This window comes from Microbacterium limosum (genome assembly GCF_036324365.1).
Classification (GTDB): Bacteria; Actinomycetota; Actinomycetes; order Actinomycetales; family Microbacteriaceae; genus Microbacterium; species Microbacterium limosum.
Map to the genome: position 1 here is coordinate 1,078,832 of NZ_CP137080.1, position 14,635 is coordinate 1,093,466.

Sequence of the window (14,635 nt, forward strand, 5' to 3'; positions counted from 1 at the left end):
CGGGCGGCTACGCGCTGACGTGGGCGAACAGGAACCAGCGGTCCTTCTCGAGACCGCGCTTGATCTCGATGGCCACGTCCTGGCTGGTGAGGTCGACCTCGTCGAGGCCCTCGATGGCCGCCTCCAGGTCGGCGAGCACAGCGTCGATGTCGGCGATCACGGCGAGGACGATTTCGTCGGACCGGGTGAAGCCGGCGGGAACCGCGGTGGGTGCGACCTTCGACGCGATGGTGGCGACGCGGGCGTCGATCGGTAGGCCCAGTGCCACGATCCGCTCGGCGGCGGTGTCGGCCCAGTCTCCCGCGTGCTCGACGAGCACATCGAGGAACTCGTGGACACCGATGAAGTTGGCTCCCCGCACGTGCCAGTGGGCCTGCTTGCCGTTCACGACGAGGGCCTGCAGGCCGAGGGCCACGGGGGAGAGGAACTGGGCGGAGGCGGCGGCGACCGAAGGGTCGACGGCGGTGGTGGAAACGGTCTCTGCGTTGCTCATGACATCCCCTTTCGCCGCGGGTCTCGCGGCTCAGTGAATCCAACGGTACTCAGTCCGAGACATTCCGCAAGCAAGTGAAGGCTCGGCTAACCGGCGCAGAAACACGGGCAAATGCGAGGGTCCGCGGGCGCAGCCGGTAGCGTCGTCTGGTGCCCTCCGCTGATCATGAACTCGGCCCCCAGAACCTGCGCTCACCGTCTCGCACGGTGACCCGCGAGCCGAGCGGAAGGTCCCCCGAGCACGCCGAGCCGTCGCGGTTCCTCCCTCACGTTCAGGGCCTGCGCGCCATCGCCGTCCTCCTCGTCGTGCTCTACCACTTCTGGCCCGGCCGCCTCTCGGGCGGATACGTCGGCGTCGACGTCTTCTTCGTCATCTCCGGATTCCTGATCACAGGGCACCTGATGCGGGAGCTGGAGGCCACCGGCGGCGTGCGACTCGCGCAGTTCTGGGCGCGACGTGCGCGCCGGCTGCTGCCGGCATCCCTTTTGGTGCTGCTGTTCTGCGCCCTGGTCGTGGGCACCCCCTATCTGTTCCCGCTGTCGTCGCTGCCCACCGAGATCCGCGAGATCCTCGCCTCCACGTTCTACGTCGAGAACTGGTTCCTCGCGCTGAACTCCGCCGACTACCTCGCCGACACCGGCGAGCCCACGACCGTGCAGCACTACTGGTCGCTCTCGCTGGAAGAGCAGTTCTACGTGCTGTGGCCCCTCATCCTGCTGGCGGCTGCGTGGATCGGCGTGACGAGGTTCCGCGGGGCGCGCCGCAGGGCGGTGCTCGTGGCGATCGTCGCCGTGACCGCGGCATCCTTCGTCTTCAACGTCATCTTCACCATCACCGACCCCGCGCCGGCCTACTTCGTCACGTTCGGTCGCATGTGGCAGTTCGGCGTCGGCGCCCTCATCGCACTGGTCCCGATGCTGCAGATCCGTCACGCGGTGGGCAGTTTCCTCCTCGGGTGGGCGGGGATAGCCGCGCTGGTGTTCACCGCGTTCACCTTCGACGCCCAGACGCCCTTCCCCGGATACATGGCGGCGATCCCGACGCTCGGGGCGGCGGCCGTCATCGCCGCGTCCAACGCCGATCGGTGGTGGTACCCCACCCGGGTGCTCTCCCTCCGTCCCGCGCGGTTCGTCGGCGACATCTCCTACAGCCTCTACCTCTGGCACTGGCCGCTCATCGTCATCGCTCCCTCGGTGCCGTTCTGGGGGCTCTCCATCTACCACCGCGTCGCCCTGCTGGCGCTCTGCTTCGTCCTCGCCTGGCTCACCAAGCGCTTCGTCGAGGACCCGGCACGCTCCTGGAAGGTGCTCACGTCGCGTCGTCCGCGGGTGACGCTCTGGTCGTCGCTCGTCGCGATGGTCGTCGTGGCGGCGGTGGCGGCGGGCGCCTGGGCCGTGAACGCCCCCGCCTATCGGACGGGCGTGCAGGCGATCGAGCAGACCCGGGAGAACCCGCCGGAGTGCTTCGGCGCGGCGAGCGTGCTCGACCCCGCGTGCGCGACGGTCGACTTCGGCGACCAGGTCCTCCCCGCGCCGGGGTTCGCCGCCGCCGATCGCCCCTCGGACGAGCAGTGCTTCGTGCAGCTCAACGACACCCGGCCGGTGACGTGCGAGTTCGGCGTCGACGACCCCGAGGCGCCCGAGGTGGTGCTGATCGGCGACAGCCACGCCTTCCAGCTGCTGTCGACGTTCGAGAGCATCGCCGTCGAGAACGGGTGGCGCCTGACCACGCTGTTCAAGGGGGCGTGCCCGTGGTCGACGACGTCTCTCGTGACGCCCGGCGCCTTCGGAGCCGCGTGCGACCGGTGGCGGCAGAACGCCGCCGAGGTGCTCGAGGAGCGCGATCCCGACGTCATCTTCACCGCGGCGCTGTCGACGACCCCGTATTCGTCCGCCGGTTTCGACAGCGCGCACGACGCCGCGGTGGCCGGGTACCGCGATGCCTGGCGGGGAGCGATCGACCGCGGCATCCCCGTCGTGACCGTCGTGGACAACCCCGTGTGGGAGAACGACCCCAACAAGTGCCTGCGCACGCGCGGGATCGACGCCTGCGCAGGCGCGCGGGATGCCGTGCTGTCCGAGAACGACCCGGTGCGGGATGCCGCGGAGGGAATGTCCGGGGTGACCCTGCTGGATTTCACGGACGTGTACTGCGACGACGCGCAGTGCTCGCCCGTCGTGGGCGGCGCGAACGTCTACCGGGACGAGGACCACCTCACGGTGACCTTCGCCGACACGCTCGCGCCCTCGTACGCGGCCGCGCTGCGCGGGGCGATGGGACGCGACGGCAGCCTCACGCAATAGGGTCGGGGGCATGACCATCGCCCCGGACGCCACGATCCTCGCCCTGCCCGGAGGCGCCGCGCCGGCGCTCGATCCCGCCGCCTTCGTCGCCCCCGGCGCCCGCATCGTCGGCGCGGTGGAGATGTCGGAGGGATCCAGCGCCTGGTACAACGCCGTCCTGCGCGCCGACTCCGCCGCCATCACGATCGGGGCGGGCAGCAACCTGCAGGACAACGTCTCGGTGCACGTGGATGCCGCGCATCCCGTCGTGATCGGCGAGAACGTGTCGGTCGGCCACAACGCGGTCGTGCACGGCTGCACGATCGGCGACGGTTCGCTGATCGGGATGGGCAGCGTCGTGCTGTCGGGCGCCGTCGTGGGCGAGGGCTGCCTCATCGCCGGGGGAGCGGTGGTGCTCGAGGGCTCCGTCATCCCGTCGGGCTCGCTCGTCGCGGGCGTGCCCGCGAAGGTGCGCCGCGAGCTGACGGGCGAGGAGCGGGCGAGCATCCTGCGCAACGCCGAGATCTACCGCGCCCATTCCGCCACGCACGCCGCCGCGCTCGGCTGAGGGCGGCCGTGGCGAAGTCGGCAGGCAGTGAAAAGACGGAGGGGCTGACGGGAATCGAACCCGCATCATTAGTTTGGAAGACTAAGGCTTTACCACTAAGCTACAGCCCCGCATTCGGCGGGTGTCCGCCGGATGTGAGTGTTCAGTTGTGTGGATCCGCGTGTGTGGATCCGCGCGCGGAAGCCGCGGCACCCATCAGTCTAACGGAGTCTGGGGCATGCCCTCGACGAGGGCCGGATCGTCGGCGTCGGACGCCGCCCGGTCGTGCATACGTCGCCGAATGGGGCGAACGGCGCCCGTCGGCTAGACTTCACGGGGCCGTTTCGTGCCCGTGCTCACGCACGGCGCCGCCCGGGGCGTAGCTCAGCTTGGTAGAGCGCCCGCTTTGGGAGCGGGAGGCCGCAGGTTCAAATCCTGTCGCCCCGACGCACGGATCCCCAACAGACCTCACGCACAGACCTTCACCCGCCGCGCGTTCGCGCGCGCGATCATCACGAGGAGAACAACCAGCATGGTGAACAGCACCGTCGAGCAGCTCAGCCCCACGCGCGTGAAGCTGCGCATCACGGTCTCGCCCGACGAGCTCAAGCCCAGCATCACGCACGCCTACGAGCACATCGCGCAGGACGTCCAGGTGCCCGGCTTCCGCAAGGGCAAGGTCCCCGCTCCGATCATCGACCAGCGCATCGGGCGCGGTGCCGTCATCGAGCACGCCGTGAACGAGGGCCTCGACGCCTTCTACCGCGAGGCCGTGACCGAGCACAACGTGCGCGTCGTGGGCCGCCCGGCCGCCGAGATCATCGAGTGGCCGAACGAGAAGGACTTCTCGGGCGACCTGCTGGTGGACGTCGAGGTGGACGTGCGCCCCGAGATCACGGTTCCCGAGCTCGAGGGGATCACCCTCACCGTCGACGCGATCGAGGTCGACGAGGCCGCCGTCGAGGAGGAGCTCGAGCGCCTGCGCGGCCGCTTCGGCACCCTCGTGACCGTCGAGCGTCCCGCGAAGACGGGCGACTTCGTCGAGCTCGACCTCGTCGCCACGATCGACGGCTCCGAGATCGACCGCGCCGGCGGCGTGTCGTACGAGATCGGCTCCGGCGAGCTGCTCGAGGGCATCGACGAGGCGCTCGAGTCGCTCACGGCGGGCGAGGAGACCACCTTCCGCTCCAAGCTCGTCGGCGGCGACCACGCCGGCGAGGAGGCCGAGGTGACCGTCACCGTCAAGGCCGTCAAGGAGCGCGAGCTGCCCGAGGCCGACGACGACTTCGCGCAGATCGCGAGCGAGTTCGACACGATCGCCGAACTCCGCGAGAGCCTCGTCGAGCGCGTCAGCCAGCAGTCCGTCTTCACGCAGGGCTCCGCCGCGCGCGACAAGCTCATCGAGACGCTGCTCGAGCAGCTCGACATCCCCGTGCCGCCGAAGCTCGTCGAGGACGAGGTGCACAGCCACCTCGAGGGCGAGGGCCGGCTCGAGGACGACGAGCACCGCGCCGAGGTGACCGAGGCGAGCGAGAAGCAGTTCCGCACGCAGGTGCTGCTCGACGCGATCGCCGAAGAAGCCGATGTCCAGGTCTCGCAGGACGAGCTGACGCAGTACATCATCCAGTCGGCCGCGCAGTACGGCATGGCCCCGCAGGAGTTCATGCAGGCGATCCAGCAGGGCGGCCAACTGCCCGCGCTCGTCGGCGAGGTCGCCCGCAACAAGGCCCTCGCCGTGGCGCTCGGCAAGGTCACGGTCGTCGACACGAACGGCAAGGCGGTCGACCTGGCCGGCTTCGTCGCCGTCGACGACGAGCCCGAGGCCGAGGAAGAGGTCGCCGAGGAGGCGCAGGAGATCGCGGACTCGGCGACCGACGCCGAGGCAGACGCCGCTCCCGCCGAGTCGGAGGCCGCCGCCGAGGAGAAGCCGAAGACCCGCAAGGCCGCGAAGAAGAAGGCTGACACCGCCGAGTGAGGCGCACGACGACGGGGGCGGATGCCGCGGCATCCGCCCCCGTCATCGTTCCCGGGCGCACCGCCGATCTGCCCACGGCGAACACGACCGATCGGCGCAAATGCCGCCGGTAGGGTCATAACGACGCACCACCGGAATGGAGTGAGAATGGCCGCGGAACCCCTGGTCGCCACGAGTGTTTTCGACCGACTGCTGAGAGATCGCATCATCTGGCTGGGCTCGGAGGTGCGCGACGAGAACGCGAACGAGATCTGCGCCAAGATCCTGCTTCTCGCCGCCGAGGACTCTCAGAAGGACATCTACCTGTACATCAACTCGCCCGGCGGGTCGATCACGGCCGGCATGGCGATCTACGACACGATGCAGTTCGTGCCGAACGACATCGTCACCGTCGGCATCGGCATGGCGGCGTCGATGGGCCAGCTGCTGCTGACCAGCGGCACGAAGGGCAAGCGCTACATCACGCCCAACGCCCGTGTGCTGCTGCACCAGCCCCACGGAGGCTTCGGTGGCACCTCCAGCGACATCCAGACGCAGGCTCAGCTCATCGTCTCGATGAAGAACCGCCTCGCCGAGATCACGGCGGCCCAGACGGGCAAGACCGTGGAGCAGATCAACGAGGACGGCGACCGCGACCGCTGGTTCACCGCCGACGAGGCGCTGGCCTACGGCTTCGTCGACCACATCCGCGAGCACGCCGTCGACGTCACCGGCGGCGGCGGAACGGCCGCGTGAGGTTCGAGGCGAGAGACAAGGACGACAAAGCGATGCACACCCCCACCTTCGGAACCCCTTCGCCGCAGGCCCTGCAGATGCCTGGATCGCGCTACATCCTGCCCCAGTTCGAAGAGCGCACCGCGTACGGCTACAAGCGTCAGGACCCGTACAACAAGCTCTTCGAGGACCGGGTCATCTTCCTGGGCGTCCAGGTCGACGACGCATCGGCCGACGACGTCATGGCGCAGCTGCTCGTGCTCGAGAGCCAGGACCCCGACCGCGACATCGTGATGTACATCAACTCGCCGGGTGGCTCGTTCACCGCGATGACGGCGATCTACGACACGATGCAGTACGTCTCGCCGCAGATCCAGACCGTCGTGCTCGGCCAGGCCGCCTCGGCCGCGGCGGTGCTCCTCGCGGCCGGTGCGCCCGGCAAGCGGCTCGCGCTGCCTAACGCCCGCATCCTGATCCATCAGCCGGCCATGGGCCAGGCCGGTCACGGGCAGGCGTCGGACATCGAGATCCAGGCCCAGGAGATCCTGCGCATGCGCACGTGGCTCGAGGAGACGCTGGCGAAGCATTCCAACCGCTCGCAGGAGCAGGTCAACAAGGACATCGACCGCGACAAGATCCTCGGCGCGTCCGAGGCTCTCGAGTACGGCCTCGTCGACCAGGTCCTCACGACCCGCAAGCGCACGCCCGCGGCGATCACGAAGTAGTCCTCTCCACAGGTTCGCCCCGGCATCCGTCAATGCGACCGGATGCCGGGGCTTCCTATTAGGCTCGACACACAGCATCATCCAGGCGGCAACGCACGAGGAGGGCCGGATGGCACGCATCGGAGAGAGCGCCGATCTGTTCAAATGCTCGTTCTGCGGAAAGAGCCAGAAGCAGGTCGTGCAGCTGATCGCCGGCCCCGGCGTCTACATCTGCGACGAGTGCGTCGAGCTGTGCAACGAGATCATCGAGGAGCGCATGGCCGAGTCCGGCTCGGGCGTCGTCTCCGATTTCGATCTACCCAAGCCCCGCGAGATCTTCTCCTTCCTCGACGAGTACGTCGTGGGCCAGGAAGACGCCAAGCGCGCGCTGTCGGTGGCCGTCTACAACCACTACAAGCGCGTCCGGGCCCACGGCGAGATCAAGCCCGCCGAGCAGCGCGCCGAAGAGGTCGAGGTCGCCAAGAGCAACATCCTGCTGCTCGGCCCCACCGGCTGCGGCAAGACCTACCTGGCGCAGACGCTCGCGAAGCGCCTCAACGTGCCGTTCGCGGTCGCGGACGCCACGGCGCTGACCGAGGCGGGCTATGTCGGCGAAGACGTGGAGAACATCCTTCTCAAGCTGCTGCAGGCCGCAGACTTCGACACGAAGCGCGCCGAGACCGGCATCATCTACATCGACGAGGTCGACAAGATCGCCCGCAAGGCGGAGAACCCCTCGATCACGCGCGACGTCTCGGGCGAGGGTGTCCAGCAGGCGCTGCTGAAGATCCTCGAGGGCACCGTCGCGTCCGTGCCACCGCAGGGAGGGCGCAAGCACCCCCATCAGGAGTTCATCCAGATCGACACGACGAACGTGCTGTTCATCGTGGCGGGCGCGTTCGCAGGGCTCGAGGAGATCATCTCCTCGCGGGTCGGCAAGCACGGCGTGGGCTTCGGGGCGCCGTTGCAGGACAAGGACAACGTGCAGAACCTCTTCAGCGAGGTGCTGCCGGAGGACCTGCACAAGTTCGGGCTCATCCCCGAGTTCATCGGGCGTCTGCCGATCGTCGCCTCGGTCGCGCCGCTCGACCGGGAGGCCCTCATCGAGATCCTCACCGAACCGCGCAACGCGCTCATCAAGCAATACCAGCGCATGTTCGAGCTCGACGACGTCGATCTGGAGTTCGACCGGGAGGCGCTCGAGGCCATCGCGGAGCTCGCCGTGGCGCGCAAGACCGGCGCCCGTGGTCTCCGGGCCATCCTCGAGGACGTGCTCGGCCCGATCATGTTCGAGATCCCGTCCGCCGAGAACATCGCGAAGGTCGTCGTCACCCGCGCCGCGGTCGAGGACGGCGCGGCGCCCACCTTCGTCCTCAAGCAGGCGAAGAAGAGCGCCTGACCCGCGACCGGATGCGAGCGGCCGCCGGCCGGTGCATCCCGCCGCGTGCGCCGTTCAGCCGGTGAGGCCGCGCCGCTGGAGCAGGGGCTCGATGCGGGCGTCGCGGCCCCGGAAATCGCGGTACGCCTCGAGGGGGTCCTTCGAGCCCCCGACCGCGAGGAGCCGGGTGCGGAAGCGAGCGCCGGCCGTGCGGGTGAGCCCGCCGTTCTCACGGAACCACTCGACTGCGTCCGCATCGAGCACCTCGCTCCAGATGTAGGAGTAGTACCCGGCGCTGTAACCGCCCGAGAAGATGTGGGCGAAGTACGTGGAGGAGTAGCGGGGCGGGACGGCCGGGTCGTCGAGCCCGATATCGGCGAGGGCGCGGGCTTCGAACTCCTCCACGGAGGTGACGGCGGCGGCATCCGCCTCGCTGAGGGAGTGCCAGGCCTGATCGAGCCAGGCCGCCGCGAGGTACTCGCTCGTCGCGAAGCCCTGGTTGAAGCTCCCGGTCGCGCGGAGCCGCTCCACGAGGTCCTCGGGCAAGGGCTCGTTCGTCTCGACGTGACGGGCGTAAGAGGCGAGGATCTCGGGCCACAGGATCCACATCTCGTTCACCTGGCTCGGGAACTCCACGAAGTCCCGGCACACGCTGGTACCGGCGAAGTGCGGGTAGGTGACGGTCGCGAAGAGGCCGTGCAGGGCGTGCCCGAACTCGTGGAACAGCGTCGTGACCTGATCGAGCGTCAGCAGAGTGGGCAGGCCCCCGGCGGGCTTGGCGACGTTGAGGTTGTTGACGACGACGGGAGCGTCGCCGCGCAGGCCCGACTGCGCGACGATCGAGTTCATCCAGGCCCCGCCGCGCTTGGTGTCGCGGGTGTAGCGGTCGAGCACGAAGAGGCCGAGCGGCGTGCCGTCGGCCTCATCGACCTGGTAGACGCGGGCGTCGGGGTGGTACGCGTGCAGGTCGTGACGCTCGGCGAAGCGAAGACCGTACAGCTCGGATGCCGCGCGGAACACCCCGTCCTGAAGCACCCGTTCGGCCTCGAACCACGGCCGCATGGCGCTCGTGTCGATGTCGTACTCGGCGATCCGGACCTGCTCGGTGTAGAACGCCCAGTCGTGTGCGGCGAGCTCGAAGCGGTCGTCGCCCTCGTCGATGATCCGCTGCAGCTTCTCGGCTTCACGGCGGGCGTTGCGGGCGGCGGGCGCCGCGAGCCGGCGAAGGAGGTCGTGCACGGCCTCCGGGCTGCCTGCCGTCTCGTCGGCGGTGACGTAAGCGGCGTGGCTGGGAAAGCCGAGGATCGCCGCGCGCCGAGCGCGCAGGCGCACGATCTCGAGCAGCACCTCTCGGTTGTCGCCCGCCCCGCCGCGGATGCCGCGTGCGCGGGACGCGGCCATGAGGCGTCGACGGCTCTCGCGATCGGTCAGCACGGCAAGGTAGGGATGCCCCGTGAAGAGCGTCAACGTGACGGCGAAGCGTCCCGGCTGTCCGCGGTCGGCCGCGGCCTGGCCCGCCGCGGACAGCTCGGCGTCGGAGAGGCCGTCGAGTTCGCGCGCGTCGTCGAAGAAGACCGCGAGATCGTTGGTGTCTGCGAGCAGGTTCTTCTCGAACGTCGTCTTCAGCGATGAGAGTCGCTGGTTGATGGCAGTGAGCCGTTCCTTGCTCGCCGGGTCCAGGGCGGCTCCCGCGAGCGTCATCTCGCGGTGGTGGCGCTCGATGAGGTAACGCTGCTCGGGCGTGAGGTCGAGGGTGTCGGCGTGCTCGGCGAGGGCTCGCACCCGCGCGTACAACTCGGCATCCAGCTGCACGGAGTCCCGATGCGCGGACATGAGGGGAGCGAGCTCCCCGTCGATCGCCTGTATCTCGGGAGTCGCATCGGCGGAGCTGACGGTGTAGAACGTGCGAGCGACACGGTCCAGCGCCTCGCCCGACCGCTCGAGCGCTTCCATCGTGTTCTCGAAGGTCGGGGCGGCGGCGTTGCCGGTGATCGTCGCGATCTCATCGCGATGAGCGGCGAACGCCGCGCGGAATGCCGGGAGGTAGTGCTCGGGCAGGATCGCGTCGTAGTCGGGCAGCCCGAAGGGAAGGGCGGATCTCGCGAGCAGGGGGTTGCTGTTCTCGGCCACCCGGTCAGCGTATCGCCGGGCGTTGGGGCCACGGCGTGCCGGCCTTCCGCCCAGGGCTGCCGCGGCCCGGCGAGCGGCCGCCGCGATCAGGCGAAGTCGTCCTCGGGGTCGTGCTGCACGACGGCGGCGCCGCTCGCGTCCGTCGTCACGATGACGCCCGTGTCGAGCTCGGCGATCGGGCGCCCCTCGAGCCAGGTGAGCGTCCAGCGCGGCGGCGGGTCGCCCGCGTTCAGGCTGAGCGTCTCGACCTGCGCGATCGTGTCCCACAGCGTGCGCGGCACGGCCGCGGGCGGCTGAGCACCGGCGGTCCAGCGGGTTCCGAGCTGCATGTCAGTCCTCCCTCTCCGCGAACTCGATCGCGGCGACGTGGGTGCTCTCGGCCTCTGCGAGCTCGAGCCGCTCGATGCGGCCGACCGCGCGGAGGTCGCCCTCGACCTGACGCAGGGCGTCGAGGGTCGCCGCGGGTGCGGCGAGGGTCAAGGCATCCACCGGCGTCTTCTGGGAGAGCTTCGCCTCCGTCTTGGCGCGCCGGATCGCGATGAGCGCCTCGCTCGCCGCCGTCAGGATCGCGGGGTCTCCCGGCGCCCCGCCCGGGGTGGGCCAGGGCGCGCCGTGCACGGAGCCGTCATGGAACCACGACCACGCCTCCTCGGTCGCGAAGACGAGCACGGGGGAGAGCAGGCGCAGCAGCGTGTCGAGCGCCGTCCGCAGCGCGAGCGCGGCGGATGCCTGACCCGCGTCGGAGGGGTCGTAGGCGCGCTCCTTCACGAGCTCCAGGTAGTCGTCGCAGAACGTCCAGAAGAAGGACTCGGTGACCTCGAGCGCCCGGGCGTGGTCGTACGCGTCGAGGGCCTTCGTGGCCTGCGCCACGACGTCGTCGAGGGTGGCGAGCATCGCGGCATCCAGGGCGTCGGTGATCTGCGCGTCGGCCGGTACGGGGAAGGTCAGCACGAACTTCGCCGCGTTCAGCACCTTGATCGCGAGGCGCCGGCCGATCTTGATCTGGGTCGGGTTCTGCGGATCGAAGGCCGCGTCGGTGCCCAGGCGACTGGATGCCGCCCAGTACCGGACCGCGTCGGACCCGTGCTGCGCGAGGATGTCGGCGGGCGTCACGACATTGCCCTTGGACTTGGACATCTTCTTGCGGTCGGGATCGACGATGAAGCCGCTGATGGCGGCATCCGTCCACGGCGCCCGGTCGTCCTCGAGGGCGCTGCGCAGGAGCGTCGAGAACAGCCACGTGCGGATGATGTCCTGCCCCTGCGGGCGCAGGTCGAACGGCGCCACGAGGTTCCAGAGCTCCTCGTCGCGCTGCCAGCCGCCCGCCAGCTGGGGCGTGAGGCTCGATGTCGCCCACGTGTCGAAGACGTCGGTCTCGGCGTCGAACCCGCCGGGCACGCCGCGCTGGTCCTCGGTGTAGCCCGAGGGGACGTGCGTCGTCGGGTCGATCGGCAGCGCCGAGGCATCCGGGGTCAGCACACGGGAGTAGTCCCGCTCGCCGTCGTCGTCGAGCGCGTACCAGACCGGGATCGGCACGCCGAAGAAGCGCTGACGGGAGACGAGCCAGTCGCCCGTGAGGCCGCCGACCCAGTTCTCGTACCGCACCCGCATGAAGTCGGGGTGCCACGAGACCTCGCGGCCGAGCGCGATCAGGCGCTCGCGCAGCTGCTCGTCGCGCGCGCCGTTGCGGATGTACCACTGCCGCGTCGAGACGATCTCCAGCGGGCGGTCGCCCTTCTCGAAGAACTTCACGGCGTGCGTGAACGGCTTGGGATCACCGATCATCTCGCCCGACTCGGCCAGCAGCTCCACGATGCGCTTCTTGGCGCTGAAGACCGTCTTGCCCACCAGCTCGGCGTAGGCGGCCTTCGCGGCATCCGTCGCCAGCACGTCGGGGGCTTCGGCGATGACCCGGCCGTCCTGTCCGATGATCGTGCGGTTGGGGAGATCGAGCTCGCGCCACCAGATGATGTCGGTGACGTCGCCGAACGTGCAGATCATGGCGATGCCGGAGCCCTTGTCCTGCTGCGCGAGGGGGTGCGCGAGCACGGGGACCTCGACGTCGAAGAGCGGTGTGCGCACGGTCGTGCCGAACAGGGGCTGGTAGCGCTCGTCGTCGGGGTGCGCGACGAGGGCGACGCACGCGGCCAGCAGCTCGGGACGCGTCGTCTCGATGTGCACGTCGCCGGCGCCGTCCGCCCTGTGGAACGCCAGGCGGTGGTAGGCGGCGGGCTGGTCGCGGTCCTCGAGCTCGGCCTGCGCGATCGCGGAGCGGAAATCGATGTCCCACAGCGTCGGCGCGAGGGCCTGGTAGGCCTCGCCGCGCTCGATGTTGCGCAGGAAGGCGAGCTGGCTCGTGCGGATCGTGTCGTCGCTGATGGTGCGGTACGTCTGGGTCCAGTCGACGCTCAGGCCGAGATCGCGCCACAGCGCCTCGAAGTGCTTCTCGTCCTCGACCGTGAGCTTCTCGCACAGTTCGATGAAGTTGCGGCGGCTGATGGGTCGTTGGTCGGCGGCCTTCGTGCTCTTGTTGTCGCCGCCCTCGAACGGGGGAGCGAAGTCGGGGTCGTAGGGCAGCGTCGGGTCGCAGCGCACGCCGTAGTAGTTCTGCACGCGGCGCTCGGTGGGCAGGCCGTTGTCGTCCCACCCCATGGGGTAGAACACGGTCTTGCCGCGCATGCGCTCGAAGCGAACTTTGACATCGGTGTGCGTGTAGCTGAACACGTGCCCGATGTGAAGGCTTCCGCTCGCGGTGGGCGGGGGAGTGTCGACGCTGAAGACGCCCTGACGCCCGGATGCCGCGGCGCTCGCGCGATCGAAGAGGTACGTGCCCCTCGCGCTCCACGCGGCATCCCACTTCTTCTCGAGTCCCTCGAGGGCGGGCTTGTCGGGGATTTCGGCCATAGGGGACTCCTTGCGCGCTATGTGCGGCACGGTGTGTGCGTGCCTGAGTGTGGGATTCGCGGGCCAGTTTACCGGGCGGCGCGGCATCCGCTGCCCGGTGCGGCTTGCGGAGGGCGTGGTCCTCTGCCCGGCCGAGGGTGATTGCCGAGCAGAGGGCGGGATGCCGTGATTCGGCCCTCTGCCGAGCAGATCCCCTCTGCCGAGCAGAGGAGACTGTGCGGGCTCGAGGGGGAGATGGATGCCGGATGCGTATCCTGTGGATAGTCGGCTGTCCACCGTTGCGCCTCCGAAGGCGTCGCCCCCGATGGGTCTCGGCCACCATCGGTGCATGACGGAAGCGCGTGAGCGGGCGGCGGCAGCGGCGGCGGCGAAGGTGCGGGCGCAGGGCGGCATCGTGCGCAGCGCGCGACTGATCGAGGCGGGCACGCCCAAATGGGCGGTGGCGGATGCCGTGACGCTCGGGCTGCTGGTCCGTGTTCGCAGGGTCTGGGTGGCCTCGATCGACGCGGACGAACAGCTCGTGACCGCTGCGCGCGAGGGCGTCGTGCTCACGTGCGTGACGGCGGCCGCGCGCCTCGGTCTGTGGGTTCTCGGCTCCGACCGGATGCATGTGGCCGCACCCGCGCACGCCGGATCCGTGGACGTCGCCCAGGCGATGGTGCACTGGAACGGTCCCGTCGTGCCCAGGCCGCCCGGGCAGCTCGAGGATCCCATCGAGAACGTCCTGGCCCTCGTCGCCCAGTGCCAGCCCCGTGAGGCCGCGCTCGCCGTGTGGGAGTCGGCGCTGCGACGGCAACTCGTCGATCCGCTCGCACTCGGGCGGATGCCGCTGCCCGCTGCCGCCCGGGAGGTGCTGGCATCGGCATCCCCGTGGTCCGATTCCGGCGTCGAGACCTTCGTCGTGCCCCGCCTGCGCTGGATGCGGCTTCCTCTGCGACGCCAGACCTGGATTGCGGGGCACCGGGTCGACCTGTTGATCGGCGACCGCCTGGTCCTGCAGATCGACGGGGGACACCATGTCGGCGCCCAGCGCGAGATCGACAACGCCCACGATGCCGCGTTGAGGCTGCTCGGGTACCACGTCATCCGCGTCGGGTACTGGCAGGTGCTCGAGCACTGGCACGAGGTGCAGGACGTCCTCATGCGCGCAGTGGCGCAGGGGCTGCACCGGGCGTAGACGCACCGGGGCACGACCCCGCGAACAGAGGTGTCCGTCGCCGAGCAGAGGGGCATTGCCGAGCAGAGGGCCGCAGACGGGCGGGGGCTCCTCTGCTCGGCAGTGAACCTCTCCCGGGCAGAGGAGCCGGGCGCGCGACCGCCGCGGCATCCGGTCCCGCGCCGGGCAGCTACAATCGTCGCAGCAGCACAGATCCGGCCATCACCGGGGAGCTTCCGGAAGAACGGCCCCACGGCCCAGTAGAACCGGACGGGTCAGGCCCGTCACAGCCGCAGCAGAGGGGGATCCGCATGCCGGATCCAAGCGGGGTGGTACCGCGGTCCAGGAGGAT

General features: G+C 69.6%; 11 protein-coding genes and 2 tRNA genes. 8 read left to right on the plus strand and 5 right to left on the minus strand.

Annotated elements, in window-relative coordinates:
• Positions 1–7: 7 nt before the first annotated feature.
• A complete protein-coding gene (locus RYJ27_RS05210; RefSeq protein ID WP_330171681.1) occupies positions 8–493 on the minus strand; it encodes a Dps family protein in 486 nt (161 codons plus the stop codon).
• A gap of 149 nt (positions 494–642) precedes the next feature.
• On the opposite strand from RYJ27_RS05210, the gene RYJ27_RS05215 reads away from it, so the two are divergent.
• On the plus strand, positions 643–2,796 hold the full coding sequence (locus tag RYJ27_RS05215) for an acyltransferase family protein (RefSeq protein WP_330171682.1): 2,154 nt from the start codon (positions 643–645) through the stop codon (positions 2,794–2,796).
• Positions 2,797–2,806: 10 nt separating this feature from the next.
• Positions 2,807–3,343 carry a gamma carbonic anhydrase family protein gene (locus tag RYJ27_RS05220; protein WP_330171683.1) on the plus strand — a complete coding sequence of 179 codons (537 nt, stop codon included), beginning with the start codon at positions 2,807–2,809 and terminating at the stop codon, positions 3,341–3,343.
• 39 nt (positions 3,344–3,382) lie between these two features.
• Here the strand turns inward: RYJ27_RS05220 and RYJ27_RS05225 are convergent.
• Positions 3,383–3,453: transfer RNA gene (locus tag RYJ27_RS05225), tRNA-Gly, on the minus strand.
• 242 nt (positions 3,454–3,695) lie between these two features.
• Here RYJ27_RS05225 and RYJ27_RS05230 point away from each other — a divergent pair.
• The 5 genes from RYJ27_RS05230 to clpX all read left to right on the plus strand — a co-directional run bounded on the left by RYJ27_RS05230 (position 3,696) and on the right by clpX (position 8,114).
• A tRNA-Pro gene (locus RYJ27_RS05230) sits at positions 3,696–3,769 on the plus strand.
• An 85-nt stretch (positions 3,770–3,854) separates the two neighbouring features.
• A complete protein-coding gene (gene tig, locus RYJ27_RS05235) occupies positions 3,855–5,297 on the plus strand; it encodes a trigger factor (protein WP_330171684.1) in 1,443 nt (480 codons plus the stop codon).
• A 147-nt stretch (positions 5,298–5,444) separates the two neighbouring features.
• The gene (locus RYJ27_RS05240; RefSeq protein ID WP_330171685.1) at positions 5,445–6,032 is read left to right on the plus strand and encodes an ATP-dependent Clp protease proteolytic subunit; all 588 of its coding nucleotides are present in this window, start codon (positions 5,445–5,447) and stop codon (positions 6,030–6,032) included.
• A 32-nt stretch (positions 6,033–6,064) separates the two neighbouring features.
• The gene (locus RYJ27_RS05245; RefSeq protein ID WP_330171686.1) at positions 6,065–6,736 is read left to right on the plus strand and encodes an ATP-dependent Clp protease proteolytic subunit; all 672 of its coding nucleotides are present in this window, start codon (positions 6,065–6,067) and stop codon (positions 6,734–6,736) included.
• Positions 6,737–6,845: 109 nt separating this feature from the next.
• The gene (gene clpX, locus RYJ27_RS05250; RefSeq protein ID WP_330171687.1) at positions 6,846–8,114 is read left to right on the plus strand and encodes an ATP-dependent Clp protease ATP-binding subunit ClpX; all 1,269 of its coding nucleotides are present in this window, start codon (positions 6,846–6,848) and stop codon (positions 8,112–8,114) included.
• Between the two features lie 54 nt (positions 8,115–8,168).
• Here clpX and RYJ27_RS05255 read toward each other — a convergent pair whose 3' ends face one another.
• The 3 genes from RYJ27_RS05255 to valS all read right to left on the minus strand — a co-directional run bounded on the left by RYJ27_RS05255 (position 8,169) and on the right by valS (position 13,127).
• On the minus strand, positions 8,169–10,223 hold the full coding sequence (locus tag RYJ27_RS05255) for a M3 family metallopeptidase (protein ID WP_330171688.1): 2,055 nt from the start codon (positions 10,221–10,223) through the stop codon (positions 8,169–8,171).
• 86 nt (positions 10,224–10,309) lie between these two features.
• Positions 10,310–10,552: a hypothetical protein gene (locus RYJ27_RS05260; RefSeq protein ID WP_330171689.1), complete on the minus strand. Its 243-nt coding sequence runs from the start codon at positions 10,550–10,552 to the stop codon at positions 10,310–10,312.
• Between the two features lies 1 nt (position 10,553).
• Complete coding sequence (gene valS / locus RYJ27_RS05265; RefSeq protein WP_330171690.1) at positions 10,554–13,127, minus strand: valine--tRNA ligase; 2,574 nt, start codon at positions 13,125–13,127, stop codon at positions 10,554–10,556.
• A 328-nt stretch (positions 13,128–13,455) separates the two neighbouring features.
• Between valS and RYJ27_RS05270 the strand changes: the two genes are divergently transcribed.
• Positions 13,456–14,304 (plus strand): endonuclease domain-containing protein, encoded by an 849-nt coding sequence (locus RYJ27_RS05270; RefSeq protein ID WP_330171691.1) that lies wholly within the window; start codon positions 13,456–13,458, stop codon positions 14,302–14,304.
• Positions 14,305–14,635: the final 331 nt, after the last annotated feature.

Bases quoted from the DNA above. Each gene is read 5' to 3' on its own strand.
- RYJ27_RS05210 (WP_330171681.1), bottom strand. From the start codon at position 493: ATGAGCAACGCAGAGACCGTTTCCACCACCGCCGTCGACCCTTCGGTC.
- RYJ27_RS05220 (WP_330171683.1), top strand. From the start codon at position 2,807: ATGACCATCGCCCCGGACGCCACGATCCTCGCCCTGCCCGGAGGCGCC.
- tig (WP_330171684.1), top strand. From the start codon at position 3,855: ATGGTGAACAGCACCGTCGAGCAGCTCAGCCCCACGCGCGTGAAGCTG.
- RYJ27_RS05245 (WP_330171686.1), top strand. From the start codon at position 6,065: ATGCACACCCCCACCTTCGGAACCCCTTCGCCGCAGGCCCTGCAGATG.
- RYJ27_RS05270 (WP_330171691.1), top strand. From the start codon at position 13,456: ATGACGGAAGCGCGTGAGCGGGCGGCGGCAGCGGCGGCGGCGAAGGTG.
- valS (WP_330171690.1), bottom strand. From the start codon at position 13,127: ATGGCCGAAATCCCCGACAAGCCCGCCCTCGAGGGACTCGAGAAGAAG.
- RYJ27_RS05260 (WP_330171689.1), bottom strand. From the start codon at position 10,552: ATGCAGCTCGGAACCCGCTGGACCGCCGGTGCTCAGCCGCCCGCGGCC.
- clpX (WP_330171687.1), top strand. From the start codon at position 6,846: ATGGCACGCATCGGAGAGAGCGCCGATCTGTTCAAATGCTCGTTCTGC.
- RYJ27_RS05240 (WP_330171685.1), top strand. From the start codon at position 5,445: ATGGCCGCGGAACCCCTGGTCGCCACGAGTGTTTTCGACCGACTGCTG.